Annotated in this window: 12 protein-coding genes; 6 read left to right on the forward strand and 6 right to left on the reverse strand. The window is 62.6% G+C overall.

Annotated features, from left to right (window positions below):
• Nucleotides 1-7: 7 nt before the first annotated feature.
• Both LG385_RS06065 and mfd read right to left on the reverse strand, forming a co-directional pair.
• Complete coding sequence (locus LG385_RS06065) at nt 8-2,305, reverse strand: DEAD/DEAH box helicase (protein WP_225773205.1); 2,298 nt, start codon at nt 2,303-2,305, stop codon at nt 8-10.
• Nucleotides 2,306-2,344: 39 nt separating this feature from the next.
• Nucleotides 2,345-5,806 carry a transcription-repair coupling factor gene (mfd, locus tag LG385_RS06070; protein WP_225773208.1) on the reverse strand — a complete coding sequence of 1,154 codons (3,462 nt, stop codon included), beginning with the start codon at nt 5,804-5,806 and terminating at the stop codon, nt 2,345-2,347.
• Nucleotides 5,807-6,013: 207 nt separating this feature from the next.
• Here mfd and LG385_RS06075 point away from each other — a divergent pair, with 207 nt between their 5' ends.
• Complete coding sequence (locus tag LG385_RS06075) at nt 6,014-7,483, forward strand: glyceraldehyde-3-phosphate dehydrogenase (protein ID WP_181112469.1); 1,470 nt, start codon at nt 6,014-6,016, stop codon at nt 7,481-7,483.
• A 294-nt stretch (nt 7,484-7,777) separates the two neighbouring features.
• On the opposite strand, the gene LG385_RS06080 is transcribed toward LG385_RS06075, so the two are convergent.
• On the reverse strand, nt 7,778-9,061 hold the full coding sequence (locus LG385_RS06080) for an MFS transporter (RefSeq protein ID WP_225773210.1): 1,284 nt from the start codon (nt 9,059-9,061) through the stop codon (nt 7,778-7,780).
• A gap of 374 nt (nt 9,062-9,435) precedes the next feature.
• On the opposite strand from LG385_RS06080, the gene sthA reads away from it, so the two are divergent.
• The gene (sthA, locus tag LG385_RS06085; RefSeq protein WP_181120375.1) at nt 9,436-10,830 is read left to right on the forward strand and encodes a Si-specific NAD(P)(+) transhydrogenase; all 1,395 of its coding nucleotides are present in this window, start codon (nt 9,436-9,438) and stop codon (nt 10,828-10,830) included.
• 42 nt (nt 10,831-10,872) lie between these two features.
• Here the strand turns inward: sthA and LG385_RS06090 are convergent, their stop codons facing one another.
• Together LG385_RS06090 and LG385_RS06095 are read right to left on the reverse strand one after the other, a co-directional pair.
• Entirely contained in the window at nt 10,873-11,595 is a 723-nt protein-coding gene (locus tag LG385_RS06090) for a glycerophosphodiester phosphodiesterase (protein WP_181120378.1), read from the reverse strand.
• 25 nt (nt 11,596-11,620) lie between these two features.
• A complete protein-coding gene (locus tag LG385_RS06095) occupies nt 11,621-12,193 on the reverse strand; it encodes a PilZ domain-containing protein (RefSeq protein WP_181112459.1) in 573 nt (190 codons plus the stop codon).
• 93 nt (nt 12,194-12,286) lie between these two features.
• Between LG385_RS06095 and LG385_RS06100 the strand changes: the two genes are divergently transcribed.
• The 3 genes from LG385_RS06100 to LG385_RS06110 are packed head-to-tail and all read left to right on the forward strand — an operon-like array spanning nt 12,287 to nt 15,518.
• On the forward strand, nt 12,287-13,534 hold the full coding sequence (locus tag LG385_RS06100; protein ID WP_181120385.1) for a lipoprotein-releasing ABC transporter permease subunit: 1,248 nt from the start codon (nt 12,287-12,289) through the stop codon (nt 13,532-13,534).
• Between the two features lie 7 nt (nt 13,535-13,541).
• Nucleotides 13,542-14,225: a lipoprotein-releasing ABC transporter ATP-binding protein LolD gene (gene lolD / locus LG385_RS06105; protein ID WP_225773212.1), complete on the forward strand. Its 684-nt coding sequence runs from the start codon at nt 13,542-13,544 to the stop codon at nt 14,223-14,225.
• A gap of 48 nt (nt 14,226-14,273) precedes the next feature.
• Nucleotides 14,274-15,518, forward strand: coding sequence for a lipoprotein-releasing ABC transporter permease subunit (locus LG385_RS06110; protein ID WP_225773214.1), 1,245 nt, complete (start codon nt 14,274-14,276; stop codon nt 15,516-15,518).
• A gap of 30 nt (nt 15,519-15,548) precedes the next feature.
• Here LG385_RS06110 and LG385_RS06115 read toward each other — a convergent pair whose 3' ends face one another.
• On the reverse strand, nt 15,549-15,983 hold the full coding sequence (locus LG385_RS06115; RefSeq protein WP_225773216.1) for a CBS domain-containing protein: 435 nt from the start codon (nt 15,981-15,983) through the stop codon (nt 15,549-15,551).
• 183 nt (nt 15,984-16,166) lie between these two features.
• Between LG385_RS06115 and queF the strand changes: the two genes are divergently transcribed.
• Entirely contained in the window at nt 16,167-16,997 is an 831-nt protein-coding gene (queF, locus tag LG385_RS06120; protein WP_225773217.1) for an NADPH-dependent 7-cyano-7-deazaguanine reductase QueF, read from the forward strand.
• Nucleotides 16,998-16,999 lie beyond the last annotated feature (2 nt).

The raw sequence follows: 16,999 nt of genomic DNA on the forward strand, positions 1-16,999 counted from the left end.
GGTAGCCTCAGCGCTTGTCCGGCAGCGGCTCCAGCAGCGCTTCGATATCTTCCGGTTGCCATCGCCAGTCTGCTGCGTGGTGGCCGTCGAGCACGCCCGCAGCAAGGGCGGTTTTCTCTTGTTGCAGCTGGGCGATTTTCTCTTCCACCGTGCCCCGGGTGATCAGCTTGAACACGAACACAGGCTTGTCCTGCCCAATGCGGTAGGCACGGTCCGTGGCCTGCTGCTCGGCCGCGGGGTTCCACCAGGGGTCGTAATGAATAACCGTGTCGGCGGCGGTGAGGTTAAGGCCTACGCCACCCGCCTTCAGGCTGATCAGGAAGATCCGCTTGCGGCCCTGCTGGAAATCCTCCACCGGTGCGCGGCGGTCGCGGCTGGCGCCGGTTAGCAGCGCGTAGTCCATGCCGCGCTGTTGCAGTTCGGCTTCGATCAGCTCCAGCATCGAGGTGAACTGGGAGAACACCAGCACCCGCCGGTCTTCGGTCATCAGCCGCTCCAGCATTTCCATCAGGCTTTCCAGCTTGCCGGAACTGCCGCCTGGCGCGTAGGCGCGTTGCTTGTCCACCAGGCGCAGGTCACAGCACACCTGGCGAAGCTTGAGCAGGGCTTCAAGAATGATGATCTGGCTACCTGCCATGCCTTTGCGGCTGATCTCCGCACGCACCTTGCGGTCCATGGCCAGCCGTACCGTTTCGTACAGGTCACGTTGAGCGGTGTTGAGCTCCACCCACTGGATGATGTCGGTCTTGGCGGGCAGTTCGGTCGCTACCTGTTCCTTGGTGCGGCGCAGCAGGAAGGGTTTGATACGGGCGTTGAGGTGCAGCAGCCGATCCTGATCCTCATGGCGCTCGATCGGCACGCGGTAATGGGTGTTGAACGCCTTGCTGTCGCCCAGCCAGCCCGGCATCAGGAAATGGAACAGCGACCATAGCTCGCCCAGGTGGTTTTCCAGCGGCGTACCACTCAGGCACAGGCGTTGCCGGGCGTCGAAGCGGCGTGCCGCTTGCGCAGCCTTGCTGCCGGGGGTCTTGATGTACTGCGCTTCATCGAGGATGAGCACATGAAGCTTGAGCTGGCCGATACGCTCTACGTCCTTTGGCAACAGTGCATAGGTGGTCAGCAGCAGGTCATATTCATGAAGGTGCTCGAAGTGCTTGCGGCGGCCCACGCCCTGTAGGGTGAGCACGCGCAAACCAGGGGCGAAGCGGGCGGCTTCATCCTGCCAGTTCGGGATCAGGCTGGTGGGCATCACCACCATCACGGGTCGGTCCAGCCGCCCGGCGTTCTTCTCTGTCACTACGTGCGCCAGCGCCTGGAGGGTTTTGCCCAGGCCCATGTCATCTGCCAGGATGCCGCCCACCTCCAGTTCGCGCAGGTTCTGCATCCAGCTCAGGCCGTCCAGCTGATAGTCGCGCAGCGTGGCATTCAGGCCAATGGGAGGAGGTGCATTGCGGCTGTGAATGTCGCCCAGCCGGGCGGCGAGTTGGCGCAGCCGGTCACTGCCCTCCCAGCGCAGGGGCATGCCTGCCAAGGCGTTAAGCCTCGATGCATCGGGCGTGGGCAGCCGCAGCCGGGTCGCGCCGGCCTCGTGCTGGTATACGTCGCCCAGCACTGCGAGTACCGGCTTCAGCCGCCCGTAGGGCAGGGCTACTTGCAGGGCGCGCTTGCTGCCCTGCGCGGCGGGTAGCTGCAACACGAGCAGCTCTTCGTCCTTGCGACGCGCCAGGGCGGCAGGCTTGAGCACATCAGGGTGCGTGCGCACCAGGTTCAGCAGAATAGGCAACAAACTCTGGGGTTGGCCATTGACCACGATACCCACTTCCAGGTCGAACCAGTCGTGCCCCACGGCCTCATCCAGCACGGCGTACCAGTCGTCCACGGGCGTGAGCTGGAAGCTGAAATGTTCGCCGTACTCGATTTCCCAGCCTTGCTCGCGCAACGCGGGCAGGTCCTGCAGCACAAAGCGTAACCAGGCGCTGTCCGTGGGGAGCTCATACAGTTCGCCTGCGCTCTCCGGCAGCGCCTTGCTTTGCCGGGTGGCAATACGAAAACCCAGGCTTACAAGCTGGTCACGCAGGCGGCGTTCGGCCTGCACGTCCCGGCTAAGCGCCCCGGCACCTTGGCCGGCACGCATTGCGGAGGTGGCAGGGGAAACGTAAATACCCTCGTAGCCGAACGCCAGCGCCGCCCGATGCTGAACGTGGCGTTGCATGCGCCCGTTGCGGGGCTCGAATGCGCTGAACTCCACGCTCCCCAGCCACAGGCGGGGGCGCGGCGCCGGGGCGCCGGACACGTTCACGAGCACGGCGCAACTATCCTGTTATCTGGCTGGCCGCGCATCGGCTCAGGTTGCCTTCGCCAACTGCTCGAGCAGGCTTTCGATGGTATTGAAACGCTCATCCGGCCGCTCCATCGGGACCTGGAATTTAAACAGCGTAGCGCCTTCGAACTTGTAACGCTTTGGCTGGCTCTGGATCATCTTGATCAGCACCAGTGGGTCGACCGGTGTTTCGGCGGCGAACTCGATACGGCCGCCCTGAGGGCCGGCGTCGATCTTCAGAATGCCGAGTTTTTCCGCATGCAGCTTGAGTAGCGTGAGGCGGATCAGGTTCTTGGTGGGCTCGGGCAACAGGCCGAAACGGTCGATCATTTCGACCTGGAGGTCCTTGAGGCCGTCTTCGTCCATGGCCGAAGCGATGCGCTTGTACAGAATCAGGCGAGCGTGAACGTCCGGCAGGTACTCCTCGGGGATCAGCGCCGGAAGCCGCAGGTTGATCTCCGGGCCACCGCTCAATGGCTTGTCCAGGTTCGGCTGTTCGCCTTTCTGGATCGACTTCACTGCGCGCTCCAGCATCTCCATGTAGAGGGTGAAGCCCACCGCCTGGATCTGCCCGCTCTGGCCTTCGCCCAACAGCTCGCCCGCGCCGCGGATTTCCAGGTCGTTGGTGGCCAGCACGAAGCCAGCGCCCAGGTCTTGGGTGTTGGCGATCGCCTCCAGGCGTTTTTCCGCATCGGCAGTCACCTGCTGGCGCGACGGGGTAAGCAGATAGGCATAGGCCTGGTGGTGGCTACGGCCGACACGGCCACGCAACTGGTGCAGCTGCGCCAGGCCGAACTTGTCGGCGCGCTCGATGATGATGGTGTTGGCGCTAGGCACGTCGATGCCCGTTTCGATGATGGTGGAGGCCACCAGCACGTTGAACCGCTTGTGGTAGAAGTCGCTCATCACCTGTTCGAGTTCACGCTCGCGCATCTGCCCGTGACCGATGCCGATGCGCGCCTCGGGCACCAGCTCGGCCAGTTCCGCGGCACATTTCTCGATGGTCTTCACATCGTTGTGCAGGTAGTACACCTGGCCACCGCGCAGCAGTTCGCGCAGTAACGCTTCCTTCACGGTGCTCTTGTTCTGCTCCATCACGAACGTACGTACCGACAACCGCCGGGCAGGCGGCGTGGCGATGATCGACAGGTCGCGCATGCCGGCCATGGCCATGTTCAACGTGCGCGGAATAGGCGTGGCGGTGAGCGTGAGAATGTCCACTTCGCTGCGCAGGGCCTTGAGCGCTTCCTTCTGACGCACGCCAAAGCGGTGTTCCTCATCGATGATCACCAGCCCCAGGTTTTTGATCTTCACGTCATCCTGCAGCAGCTTGTGAGTGCCGATCACGATGTCGATCTTGCCTTCGGCCAGTTCGGCGACGGCTTCGGACACTTCCTTGGCAGACTTGAACCGGCTCATTACTTCAACACGCACGGGCCAGTCGGCGAAACGGTCGCGGAAGCTGTTGTAGTGCTGTTGGGCGAGGAGGGTGGTGGGTACCAGGATTGCCACCTGGCGGCCGCCATGCACCGCGATGAACGCGGCACGCATGGCCACTTCGGTTTTGCCGAAGCCCACGTCGCCACATACCAGACGGTCCATCGGCCGCGGTGCAAGCATGTCGTCGTGCACGGCCTGGATCGCCGATTGCTGATCCGGGGTTTCCTCGAACGGGAAGCCGGCGCTGAAGGTTTCGTAATCCAGGGCCGGATCGCTGAAGGCATAGCCCTTGCGCGCCGCCCGGCGGGCGTAGATGTCCAGCAACTCGGCGGCCACGTCTCGGACCTGCTCGGCGGCCTTGCGCTTGGCCTTTTGCCAGGCCTCGGAGCCCAGCCGGTGTAGCGGTGCCAGGGCGTCATCGCTGCCGGTGTAGCGGGCGATCAGGTGCAGGTTGGCCACCGGTACGTACAGCTTGGCGTTCTCGGCGTACTCAAGGGTAAGGAATTCGGCGACCTGGTTTTCGATCTCCAGCGTAGCCAGGCCCAGGTAGCGGCCCACGCCATGATCGATGTGCACCACCGGCGCGCCTTCGCGCAGCTCGGTAAGGTTCTTGATGACCGCATCGCTGCCCACGTCGCCACGCTTGTCACGGCGGCGGCGCTGCATTACGCGTTGGCCGAACAGCGGGCTCTCGGCGATCAGGGCCAGCGCAGGATCGTCCAGTTGCAAGCCATCATCCAGCGGCGCAATGGTGATCGCCAGCCGCGCCTCGCTTTCCACGAAGCCCGGCCAGCCATCCACGGTAACGGGTTTGAGCTTGAGGCGCGCGAGCATGTCCAGCAGCACTTCGCGGCGGCCCGCCGACTCGGCGGTGAACAGCACGCGGCCGGGGAACTGATCCAGGTAGCCGGCCAGCGCCGCCATCGGTTGGCTGGCCTTGGCTTCGATGGCCAGGTTGGGCAGTGGGCTGGCCGGGAAGCGTTCACGCCCGCCACCGGTACCCGGGTCTTCGCTACCAGCGACTACGCGGGGCCAGGTTTTCAGCCTGGCAAAGCAGTCTTCCACCGGCATGAACAGCTCGGCGGGCGGCAACAAGGGCCGTAGGGGATCGATGCGCCGCTCCTCGAAGCGGTTGCGTACATCGTTCCAGAATTGTTCCGCAGCCTGTTCGATCCCCGGCAGCGAGAACACCTGCGTGTCCTGTGGCAGGTAGTCGAAGAGGGTGGAGGTGTTTTCGAAGAACAATGGCAGGTAGTACTCGATGCCCGCCGGAGTGATACCGCTGTTCAGATCCTGGAAGATCGGGCTGCGACGGAAGTCCACGTCGAAGCGCTCGCGGAAGCGCGCCTTGAAGCGGGTCACGGCTTCCTTCTGCAACGGGAATTCCCGTGCCGGCAACAAACGCACCGACTCCACCTTGTCGATGGAGCGCTGGGTTTCGGGGTCGAAGGTGCGCAGCGTTTCGATTTCGTCGTCGAAGAGGTCTATCCTGTAAGGGAGCTTGCTGCCCATCGGATAGAGGTCGATCAGTGCCCCGCGCACGGTGAATTCGCCATGCTCGTACACCGTGTCCACGTAGCGATAGCCGGCCGCCTCCAGCCGCGCTCGGGTCGCCTCCACGTCCAGCGACTGGCCTACGTCCAGCACCAGGCTGCTCCCCAGCAGGAACTGCGTGGGCGCTAGCCGATGTAGGGCTGTAGTGATAGGCACTACCAAAATGCCGTGGCTCAGCTCGGGCAGCCGATACAGCGCTGCAATGCGCTGGGACACGATGTCCTGGTGCGGCGAGAACAGGTCGTATGGCAGGGTTTCCCAGTCGGGGAAATGCAACACCGGCAGGTCGGGGGCGAAGAAGCGCAGCTCCTGTTCCAGACGGTCTGCTGTCTGGCTGTCAGCCGTCAGCAGCAGGGTAAACCGCTTGGCGGTGCTGGCGGCCTCGGCTATCGCCAGGCTCAGGGCAGCGCCCGGCAGGTTGCCCCAGGTCTGTTTGACCGGCGATGCGGAACTCGCCACGGATGGTAACGGCGGAAGGCGCAGAACTGGCACGGTAGGGCAAGGCTCCAGAAACTAGGTCCGAAAGCCGGATTGTAACGGGCCAGACAGCCGCCTGTCAGTGGCGGCACGCGTAAAAGAAAGCCTGTGCAGGCAAGAACTTAAAAGTGCTGCGAAGGTCTATGCAGCCGTGCTGACGGGTGCTCATTGCTTTGGCGCAGCGGCCGAAGTCATAATGTAGCTCCTTTTTTCTACCCCTACATGTGGAAGGTTCCCGTGAATCAGAAGCCCGACCAGTGTCTTGGTGAATGGATCGATCGTGAAGCGCTCGCCGAGGCGATGATCCCGTTGATCGGTCAGCTTTACCGCAACAATAACGTGGTGACCTCGATCTATGGCCGCAGCCTGATCAACCGTTCCGTTATTGCGATCCTCAAGGCCCATCGCTTCGCCCGCCATCGCCAGGCCGACGAAAGCGAGCTGTCGGTCCACGAGACGTTCCCGCTGCTGCAGGCCATGAGCGAGCTCAAGCTCGGCGCGGCTTCGGTAGACCTGGGCAAGCTGGCGGTGAAATTCAAGGCCGAAGGCAATGGCCGCAACGCCGAAACCTTCGTGCGTGAAGAGCTGGCCGATGTAGTGGGCAAGCAAGCCACCGAAGCCGGCCACCGCAAGGGCCAGGACGTGGTGCTGTACGGCTTCGGCCGCATCGGCCGCCTGCTGGCGCGCATCATGATCGAAAAAACCGGCGGCGGCGACGGCCTGCGCCTGCGTGCGATCGTGGTTCGCAAGGGTTCTTCCGACGACCTGAACAAGCGCGCCAGCCTGCTGCGCCGCGATTCGGTTCACGGTTCGTTCGATGGCACCATCATGGTGGACACTGAGCACAACACCTTGAACGTCAATGGCAATCTGATCCAGGTGATCTACGCCAAGGCGCCCAACGAAGTGGACTACACCCAGTACGGCATCCAGAACGCTCTGCTGGTGGACAACACCGGTGTGTGGCGTGACGCCGAGGGCCTGAGCCAGCACCTGGCGTGCCCGGGTATCGACCGCGTGATCCTCACCGCGCCTGGCAAAGGCAAGCTGAAGAACATCGTTCACGGCATCAACCACGAGTTGATCACCCCTGAAGACAAGATCGTGTCGGCCGCTTCCTGCACCACCAACGCCATCGTGCCGGTGCTCAAGGCGATCAACGACAAGTTTGGCATCGCCAACGGCCACGTCGAAACCGTTCACTCGTACACCAACGACCAGAACCTGATCGACAACTTCCACAAGGGTGAACGCCGTGGCCGCAGCGCCGCGCTGAACATGGTCATCACCGAAACCGGTGCCGCCACCGCTGCCGCCAAGGCGCTGCCGGAACTGGCTGGCAAGCTCACCGGCAACGCGATCCGCGTACCTACGCCGAACGTGTCGATGGCCATCCTCAACCTGAACCTGGAGAAGTCCACCAGCCGCGAGGAAGTGAACGAGTACCTGCGCTATGTGGCGCTGCACTCGGACCTGTCCCGCCAGATCGACTTCGTGACCTCCACCGAAGTGGTCTCCACCGACTTCGTAGGCTCGCGCTACGCGGGTGTGGTCGATGCCGAAGCCACCATCTGCAACGACAACCGTGTTGTACTGTACGTCTGGTACGACAACGAATTCGGTTACAGCTGCCAGGTGATCCGCGTGATGGAAGACATGGCGGGCGTGAACCCTCCAGCGTTCCCGCACTAAGGTCTGCCTGAAACAAGAAAACCCCGGCCTGTGAAGGTCGGGGTTTTTTATTTGCGGCCCTCATTCGCGAGCCCCGCCTTCGGCTTCGCTTGCCCCCACAGAGTGGTGGCGCAGTCAATCTACCCTGTGGGAAGCGGCGGTGCCGGCCATCCAGCGCCAGCTCGTGAAAAAATGACGCAGGGCTCAAGCAAGGAGCCGGCATTGCCGGCGAACCCGGGCCTGATACGGATGATTTGGCGGTGCTTGTTCCTAGGGTTCCGCCAGTCCTTCAGGTCCGGTGCCTAGTTCGCTTTCCTACGCCGCCTCTGCCATCCGCATTTGCGCATCTTTGTTGCGGAAGAGGATCAACGTTGCAACCAGCCCCATTACCGCAGCCCCACTCAGCCATAGCCCCGGCGCGGCCTGGTTGCCCAGCGCGTGGATCAGCCAGGTGCAGGCTGCTGGGGTGAAGCCGCCGAAGGTGGCGGTGGCCAGGCTGTAGGCCAGGGAGAAGCCGGTGGTGCGGACTTCCTTGGGCATGATTTCGGTGAGCGCGACCACCATGGCGCCGTTATACGAGCCATACAGGAACGACAGCCACAAGCCCACGACCAGCAAGTGGGCGAAGCTCGGCGAGCCGACCAGCCACGAGAGCAGCGGGTAGGCCGTTATGATTGCCAGTACCGTGGTGGTCACCAACAGCGGCTTGCGCCCGATGCGATCAGATACCGCGCCCATCACGGGCAGCCAGATGAAGTTCGACAGCCCGATGCACATGGTCACCACGAGGGCGTCGAATTCGGACAGGTGTAGCTCGGCCTTGCCGAACGTGGGGGTGTACGCCGTGATCAGGTAGAACGACACGGTGGTCATTACCACCATGGCCATGCCGGCGATCACCAGGCCGAAGTTCTGGCCGATGGAAGCCAGCACCTGACGCATGGTCGGGCGATGGGTGCGCGCCTGGAACTCGGGTGTTTCCTCCAGCGAGCGGCGGATGAAGAAGATTACCGGCACGATCAGGCAGCCGATCAGGAAGGGCACACGCCAGCCCCATTGGTTCATTTCCTCAGGGGTTAGGAACTGATGCAGGATCACGCCCAGCAAGCCCGCGAACACCACCGCGACCTGTTGGCTCGCGGACTGCCAACTGACGAAGAAGCCTTTTCTGCCCGGGGTCGCGATCTCGGCGAGGTACACCGATACACCGCCCAGTTCCACGCCGGCCGAGAAGCCCTGCAACAGGCGCCCCACCAACACCAGGATCGGCGCGGCTACGCCGATGCTGGCGTAGCCGGGCACCAAGGCGATCAACAAGGTGCCCATGGCCATAAGGCCGAGGGTGACGATCAACCCCTGGCGGCGGCCATGGCGGTCGATGTAGGCGCCTAGCACGATAGCGCCGAGCGGGCGCATCAGGAAGCCGGCGCCGAAGGTTGCAAGCGACAGCATCAGTGACGCGAAGGCGCTGTCCGTAGGGAAAAAGGTGGCTGCAATGGCCGTGGCGTAGAAGCCGTAGACCATAAAGTCGAACATCTCAAGGAAGTTACCGCTGACAACACGAAAAATCGCCTTGCCCTTGCCTGTTGGAGAGGCCATGAAAGGTACCCGTTTATCGATTGGAGTGGGGGGAATCCCTGTGCTAGACGCCTGCGCAGATTCAGTCGCGCGGCTCCGCCACGGCTGGGGCGGATTTGTAACCATATGTGTTACCAATGGACCGGGGCAAATGAAACTCGTTCGATGGGGCCTGATGGGTAGCCTTGTGTAGCCATATGAAAGGGGTGAGGCCGGACATTATTGCGAAAGCGGTAACTACAATTGTGCAGAAGCCGAGATAGCCAAGGCTGCGGCTAACGGTTAATGTTCGCGCCTTGCAGCTTGGCTAGACTGCACACCGTAGGGGTGTGAGTCCGGGCATTTCGAGCCGCAGGCAGCCCAGTGGCGCCGCGGCCTGTTCTGAAGGAGTACGCATGGCTGTCTATAACTACGACGTAGTGGTGTTGGGTTCGGGCCCAGCGGGTGAAGGCGCGGCAATGAACGCCGCCAAGGCAGGCCGCAAAGTGGCGATGGTAGATAACCGTCGGCAGGTCGGCGGCAACTGCACCCACTTGGGGACTATCCCGTCCAAGGCGCTGCGCCATTCGGTCAAGCAGATCATCCAGTTCAACACCAACGAAATGTTCCGGGTCATCGGCGAGCCTCGCTGGTTCTCATTCCCAGACGTGCTCAAGAGTGCCGAGCGGGTGATCGCCAAGCAGGTGGCTTCACGCACCAGCTACTACGCCCGCAACCGTGTCGATGTGTTCTTCGGCACTGGCAGCTTCTCGGACGAGCAAACCATTCAGGTGGTATGCGCCAACGGCGCCCAGGAAAAACTCGTCGCCAAGCAAGTAATCATCGCCACCGGCTCGCGCCCTTACCGGCCCGCCGATATCGACTTCAGCCACCCGCGCATCTATGACAGCGACACCATCCTCAGCCTCACCCACACCCCGCGCAAGCTGATCATCTACGGCGCCGGCGTGATCGGGTGCGAATACGCCTCCATTTTCAGTGGCCTCGGCGTGCTGGTCGAACTGGTAGACAACCGCCAGCAGCTGCTGAGCTTCCTGGATTCGGAAATCTCCCAGGGCCTGAGCTATCACTTCAGCAACAACAACGTGATGGTGCGCCACCAGGAAGAGTACGAACGCGTAGAGGGCGTGGACAACGGCGTGGTGCTGCACCTCAAGTCCGGCAAGAAAATCAAGGCCGACGCCTTGCTGTGGTGCAACGGCCGCACCGGCAACACTGACCGCCTGGGGCTGGAAAACATCGGCATAAAGGTAAACAGCCGCGGCCAGATCGAAGTGGACGAAGGCTATCGCACCAGCGTGCCGACCATCTATGGCGCGGGCGACGTGATTGGCTGGCCGAGCCTGGCCAGTGCAGCCTACGACCAGGGCCGCTCGGCCGCCGGTACCATCGTCGATAACGGCAGCTGGCGCTTCGTGAACGACGTTCCCACTGGTATCTATACCATTCCGGAAATCAGCTCCATCGGCCGTACCGAGCAGGAGCTGACTGCAGAAAAAGTACCGTACGAAGTAGGCAAGGCATTCTTCAAGGGCATGGCGCGCGCGCAGATTTCCAACGAGCCCGTGGGCATGTTGAAAATCCTGTTCCACCGGGAAACCCTGCAGGTGCTGGGCGTGCACTGCTTCGGCGACCAGGCCTCGGAGATCGTGCACATCGGCCAGGCCATCATGAACCAGCCGGGCGAGTTGAACACCTTGAAGTACTTCGTGAACACCACGTTCAACTACCCGACCATGGCCGAAGCCTATCGGGTAGCGGCGTACGACGGCCTGAACCGGCTTTTTTGAGCGGCTCCGGCCGGTGGCCCGAGCCGGCCGGGGCGCAAGCCTTCAGCGATTCTCGAGGGTGGCAATGGCCAAACCGGGAAAGTCTGTAATCAGGCTGTCCGCGCCGAAGTCGGCGAGCCGGCGCATCAACGCTGGCTCGTTCACCGTCCATACCGATACGTGCAACCCTTGGCGCTGCGCCTTGAGCAGGCGCTCGGGGGTGCACAGCGTCCAGTTCAGCGCCAGGTATTGGCAACCATAGTTCTGGGCGACCTTCAGCGGGTCTAACCAAGCGTATTCGGCCACCAGCCCGCGGGAAATATCCGGTACCAACTCCGCTGCCGCGCGTAATACCTCCCGCGAGCTGGAGGTGATGGTGACCTTGTCCAGCAAGCCATGGCGCTGCGCCATTTCACGTATCGCCAGCACGGTGGTCACTGCGCGAGTGCGCGAGGCGCTTTTCACTTCCAGTTGCCAGTGTTCGAACGGGCATTGTTCGAACAGCGTTTCCAGCCTCGGAATGGGGCAGGGGTGCAACCAGCCGGGGCCACCCTTGCGCGCGTCGATCTCCACCAGTTCGGCGGCGGTGTAATCCACTACCCGGCCACGGCGATCGGTGGTTCGCTTCAAGGTAGGGTCATGGATAGCCATCAACTCCCCGTCGCTGGAGAGGTGCAGGTCCAGTTCGCAGCGCTTCACGCCGTGTTCCAGACAAGTTTTGAAGCTGGCGAGCGTGTTTTCCGGCGCCTCGCCTTTCGCGCCGCGGTGGCCATAAATCAGGGTCACAGCTGATTTCCTTGAGAAAAAGTGTTCAGACCGCGTCCAGTGCCTGGTCGAGGGCCTGGCGACGTTCCATCGCCTGTTTTTGCAGCACGTAGCGCGCCAGCAGCTGGCGCTGGGCATCGGTGCTGCCTTCGAATTCCACACCGATGGCGAAGCCGCCGTCGGGAAGCATATCGCAGTGCACCACCCGCGCCCGAAGCATCATGCCAAGGGCCTGCGGAGGGAACGCCATTTTTAGGTCCAGTCGGGTGCCTGGCGGGAAGCGGACAGGGTGTTGGAAATCCAGCCCTGCTTCGGAAATCACCACGTCTTGCGGCTCGCTCAAGGCGCCCATCAGCATTTGCGCCACAACCTGGCTCAACAGGTCGATCCGTTTGCTCTGTGCCTTCAGAAAGCCGCTCAGGGCGCGGTTGGTTTCGCCCAGCTGGCGTAGCAGGTGCTGGGATTCAAACTCGCTCAGGTGCAGCTCGCTGAGCAGGCTGAACAGCGGAGAGTCCTCCGGCGTGGCGTTGGCCGCCTCGCTCAGCGGGGTTATTTCAAGTGCGATGCGATCCTCGATACGGTAGTATTCGCGGCGCTCTACTTCATCTGGTGTCGGCATGGCGAACCCAAGTTGGCGGTTGTGGTCCGAGTGTACGGCCGCCGAAGCGGACCCGCCACACGGATGTTCCTTTCACTCCGAACAAGCACTTACATGTTCAGACCTCTTTTTGCCTTCATCGGCGCGCGCTACACCCGCGCCAGGCGTCGGAATCACTTCGTTTCATTCATTTCACTGACGTCCATGACCGGTCTCGCCCTCGGCGTGATCGTAATGATCGTGGTGTTGTCGGTCATGAACGGTTTCGACCGCGAAATGCGCAACCGCGTGCTGGGCATGGTGCCCCACGCAACCATCGAGGCCGGCCAGCCCATCAGCGACTGGCAGGCACTCGCGGCCAAGGCCGATGCGTTCCCCGGTGTGGCGGCGGTAGCCCCGTTCACCCAGTTGCAGGGGTTGCTCACCAACAACGGCCAGGTGCAGAAGGTATTGCTCAACGGCATTGACCCCGCACAGGAGTCGCAGGTTTCGATCATCGACGCTTTTTTGCGTGAGGGTAAACTCAGCGACCTGTCCAGTGGCGGCTTCGGCCTGATGATCGGCGACAAGGCCGCGGCCAAGCTGGGCGTAAAGGTGGGCGACAAGGTCACCTTCGTCGCACCTGAAGTCACCGTGACCCCGGCCGGCATGTTCCCGCGCATGAAGCGCTTCACCGTCACGGGCATCTTCCATGTGGGTGCCGGGGAAATCGACGGCTACCTGGGGCTGGCCAACCTGGAAGACCTTGGCCGCCTGCACCGCTGGAAGCCCGGGCAGGTGCAAGGCTTGCGGCTTAAGTTCGACGACCTGTTCCAAGCGCCACGCGGGGCCTATCAGCTGGCGCAGCAGCTGGGCGATGACTATTACACCCGGGACTGGACCCGCACCCACGGCAACCTGTACCAGGCCATCCGCATGGAAAAGAACATGATCGGCCTGTTGCTGTTGCTGATCGTGGCGGTGGCAGCGTTCAACATCATTTCCACGCTGGTGATGGTAGTGAACGACAAGCGCGGTGATATCGCCATTCTTCGTACCCTGGGCATGACCCCGCGGCAAGTGATGGGCGTGTTCATGGTGCAGGGCACCATCATCGGAGTGATCGGTACGCTGGTTGGCGGCGCCCTCGGGATCCTTGGCGCGCTTAACGTGAGCCGCGCAATCGCCGGGCTCGAAGGGTTGATCGGGCATAAATTCCTCAACCCGGACGTCTACTTCATTGATTACATTCCGTCGCAGCTGATGGCCGAGGACGTGTTCCTGGTGTGTGGCGCGGCGCTGGCCTTGAGTTTCCTTGCCACGTTGTACCCGGCCTGGCGCGCGGCGCGCACCCAGCCCGCGGAGGCACTACGTTATGAGTGAGTTGGGCATGAGCGAAAAAGCCGTACTGAGCTGCCGCAACCTGGGCAAGGCCTACGAGGAAGGCCCGGAGTCGGTGGTGGTGTTGTCGAACCTTGAGCTGGAGCTGCACGCCGGCGAGCGTGTGGCCATCGTGGGCACCTCCGGCTCCGGCAAGAGTACGCTGCTCAACCTGTTGGGCGGGTTGGACACACCCAGCGAGGGCAGTGTGTGGCTGGCCGGTGAGCAGCTATCGGCGCTGAACGAGCGCGACCGCGGCCTGCTGCGCAATCGCGCGCTGGGCTTCGTGTACCAATTCCACCATCTGCTGGCGGAATTCACCGCGCTCGAGAACGTGTGCATGCCTCTGCTGATTGGCCGCACGGCTATCCCTGAAGCCAAGCGACGGGCGACCGCCCTGCTGGAGCGGGTGGGCCTGGGCCACCGCCTGGCGCACAAGCCGGCGGAGCTGTCCGGCGGTGAACGTCAGCGTGTTGCCATTGCTCGTGCACTGGTCAATGAGCCAGGCCTGGTGATGCTCGATGAGCCCACCGGTAACCTGGACCAGCACACGGCGCAAGGTATCCAGGACCTCATGCTGGAGCTTAGCCGTTCGCTGCGCACCGCCTTCCTGGTCGTAACCCACGATCCGGTGCTGGCACGGCAGATGGATCGCGTGCTCAAGCTGGACGAAGGCCGCCTGGTGCCTCTCTGATTCCCGGAGGCGCCCGTCGCCTCCTGCCTTTTCTTTACGGTGCCGCGCATGTTCAGACCCTTGCCTCTCTTTATCGGCGCTCGCTATACCCGGGCCAAGCGCCGCAATCACTTCATTTCCTTCATTTCCATGACCTCGATGATCGGGTTGGCACTCGGCGTGCTGGCGATGATCGTGGTGCTGTCGGTGATGAACGGCTTCCAGCGGGAGATGAGCGCCCGAATTCTCGGGATGGTCCCTCATGCCGCCGTGGTAGGGGATACCCCGCTCAATGACTGGCGCCCGGTTGCTCAGGCCGCGCTGCGTAATCCAGAGGTGCTGGCCGCCGCCCCGTTTACCGAGCTGGACGGCATGCTGTCCTACAAAGGCGCCATGCAACCGATCCAGCTCAGCGGAGTAGACCCGGCCGAAGAAGCCAAGGTCTCCATCGTTGCCAGCCACATCACCCAAGGCAGCCTGCAGCAGCTGGTACCAGGCGAGTTCGGCGTAGTGATCGGTGATATCACCGCCAGGCGCTTCCGTCTGAGCGTGGGCGACAAGATCACGCTGATCGTGCCAGAGCTGAGCAACGCGCCGGGCGGGATCACTCCGCGCATGCAGCGGCTCAATGTGGTGGGTATCTTCCGCGTAGGCGCCGAAATTGACGGCTCGCTGGCGTTGATGCATATGGCCGACGCCGCCGAAGTGCAGAAGTGGCAGCCTGGGCAAGTGCAGAGCGTGCGCCTGAAGGTGCGTGACCTTTGGGCGGCGCCGCAAGTGGCCAGGAACATCGTTGCGGAGCTGGGGCAGGGCTATCACCCGGACGACTGGACCCATACCCAGGGCAGCCTGTTCAGCGCGATGAAAATGGAAAAGACCATGATCGGCCTGCTGTTGCTGATGATCGTGGCGGTGGCCGCCTTCAATATCATCGCCACGCTGGTAATGGTGGTGAACGAAAAGGGCGCTGACATCGCCATCCTGCGCACCATCGGCGCCACCCCGCGGCAGGTAATGGCCACCTTCATGGTGCAGGGCAGCATCATCGGGGTGGTCGGTACGTTGGTGGGCAGCGTGCTGGGCGTTGTGGTGGCGCTGAACGTGAGCCAGATCGTCGGCTGGCTGGAGCGTGTCACCGGCCAGCATATCTTCACGTCGGACGTGTATTTCATCAGCAACCTGCCATCGCAGCTGCAATGGCAGGATGTAATGCTGGTCAGCGGCGCCGGGCTGGTGCTCAGCTTCCTCGCTACGCTATACCCCGCCTGGCGGGCGTCGCAGATCGAGCCGGCCTACGCGCTTCGGTATGAGTGATCTGGGGGGGGGCTCGACGCGCACCCTTTGTCACTCACCTCGAATGTACTGCTCCAGCTGCTGAATCAGGTTGGCCTGCTCGGCGATGGCTTCTTTAACGAGGTCGCCAATTGAGAGCAGGCCTACCAGCTGGCCGTCTTCGACCACGGGCAGGTGGCGCAGGTGGCTGTCGGTCATGGTGTTCATGCAGGTCTCGATGTTCTCTCCCGGGCCCACGGTGATCACCGGGGCACTCATGATCGCCCGCACGGGTGTGCCCACCGAGGAGCGGCCGGCCAGGATCATCTTGCGGGCGTAGTCCCGCTCGCTCACCACCCCTACCACAGCGCCGTTTTCTACCACTGGCAGCGCACCCACGTTTTTCTCCGCCATCTGCTTCAATGCGTCCAGCACCATCTGGTCCGGGCTGATGGTGAACACCTCCTGGTGCGGCTTGAGCTTCATCAGCTGGGCTACGGTCTTCATGGCTGGCCTCGGTTGTGATTGGAAGAAGGTCGCGCATCGGCCCAGCTAGCATCGTTCACGTATCGCCATCCCACAAGCGCGTGGCCCATTGAAAATACTGATCGGTGATAACGGCGCGTCGGGTGCAGGGAACAGGGCCAACCCGGTAGAATGGCCACCTGTTTCGTTTCAAGGTTCGCCACGATGCACCCTGCTGCCGAAGATTCACCCCTGGGCAAAGCCAGCCAATATGTTTCTACCTACACGCCGGAGTTGCTGTTTCCGATCCCACGCGCGGCCAAATGGGCAGAGCTGGGCCTTACCGCCAGCACCCTGCCTTACGTGGGCGTGGATTACTGGAACTGCTACGAGCTGTCCTGGCTGTTGCCCTCGGGCAAGCCCGTGGTGGCGATCGCAGAGTTCTCCATCCCGGCGGATTCGCCCAACATCATCGAAAGCAAGTCGTTCAAGCTGTACCTGAACTCGATGAACCAGACGGTATTCGCGTCCTCGGAGACCCTGCAGGCCTGCCTGGTGAAAGACCTCTCCGCAGCGGCGGGCAAGCCGGTCGGCGTGCGTATCCAGCGCCTCGCGGACGTGGAAGGGCAGGGGATCAGCGCGCTACCGGGTGTGTGCGTGGATGACCTGGACATTTCGACCAGCGATTACAGCCACCCTCGCCCGGAGCTGCTGCGCTGCGACCCTACCCGCATCGTGGAAGAAAGCCTGCATAGCCACCTGCTTAAATCCAACTGCCCGGTTACCAGCCAGCCAGACTGGGGCAGCCTGGCGATTAGCTATGCGGGCCCGGCACTGGACCACGCAAGCTTTCTGGCCTACCTGGTGAGCTTCCGCGAGCATTCGGACTTCCATGAGCAGTGCGTGGAGCGCGTGTTCATGGACCTCCAGCGCCTGCTCAAGCCCGAGCGCCTGACAGTGTTCGCGCGTTACGTGCGCCGCGGCGGGCTGGATATCAACCCTTATCGCAGTACCCACGCGCAGCACTTCGATAACGCGCGGCTGGCCCGCCAGTAGCA

The organism is Pseudomonas sp. Marseille-Q5115 (assembly GCF_916618905.1).
In the GTDB taxonomy this organism is placed as follows: domain Bacteria; phylum Pseudomonadota; class Gammaproteobacteria; order Pseudomonadales; family Pseudomonadaceae; genus Aquipseudomonas; species Aquipseudomonas japonica_A.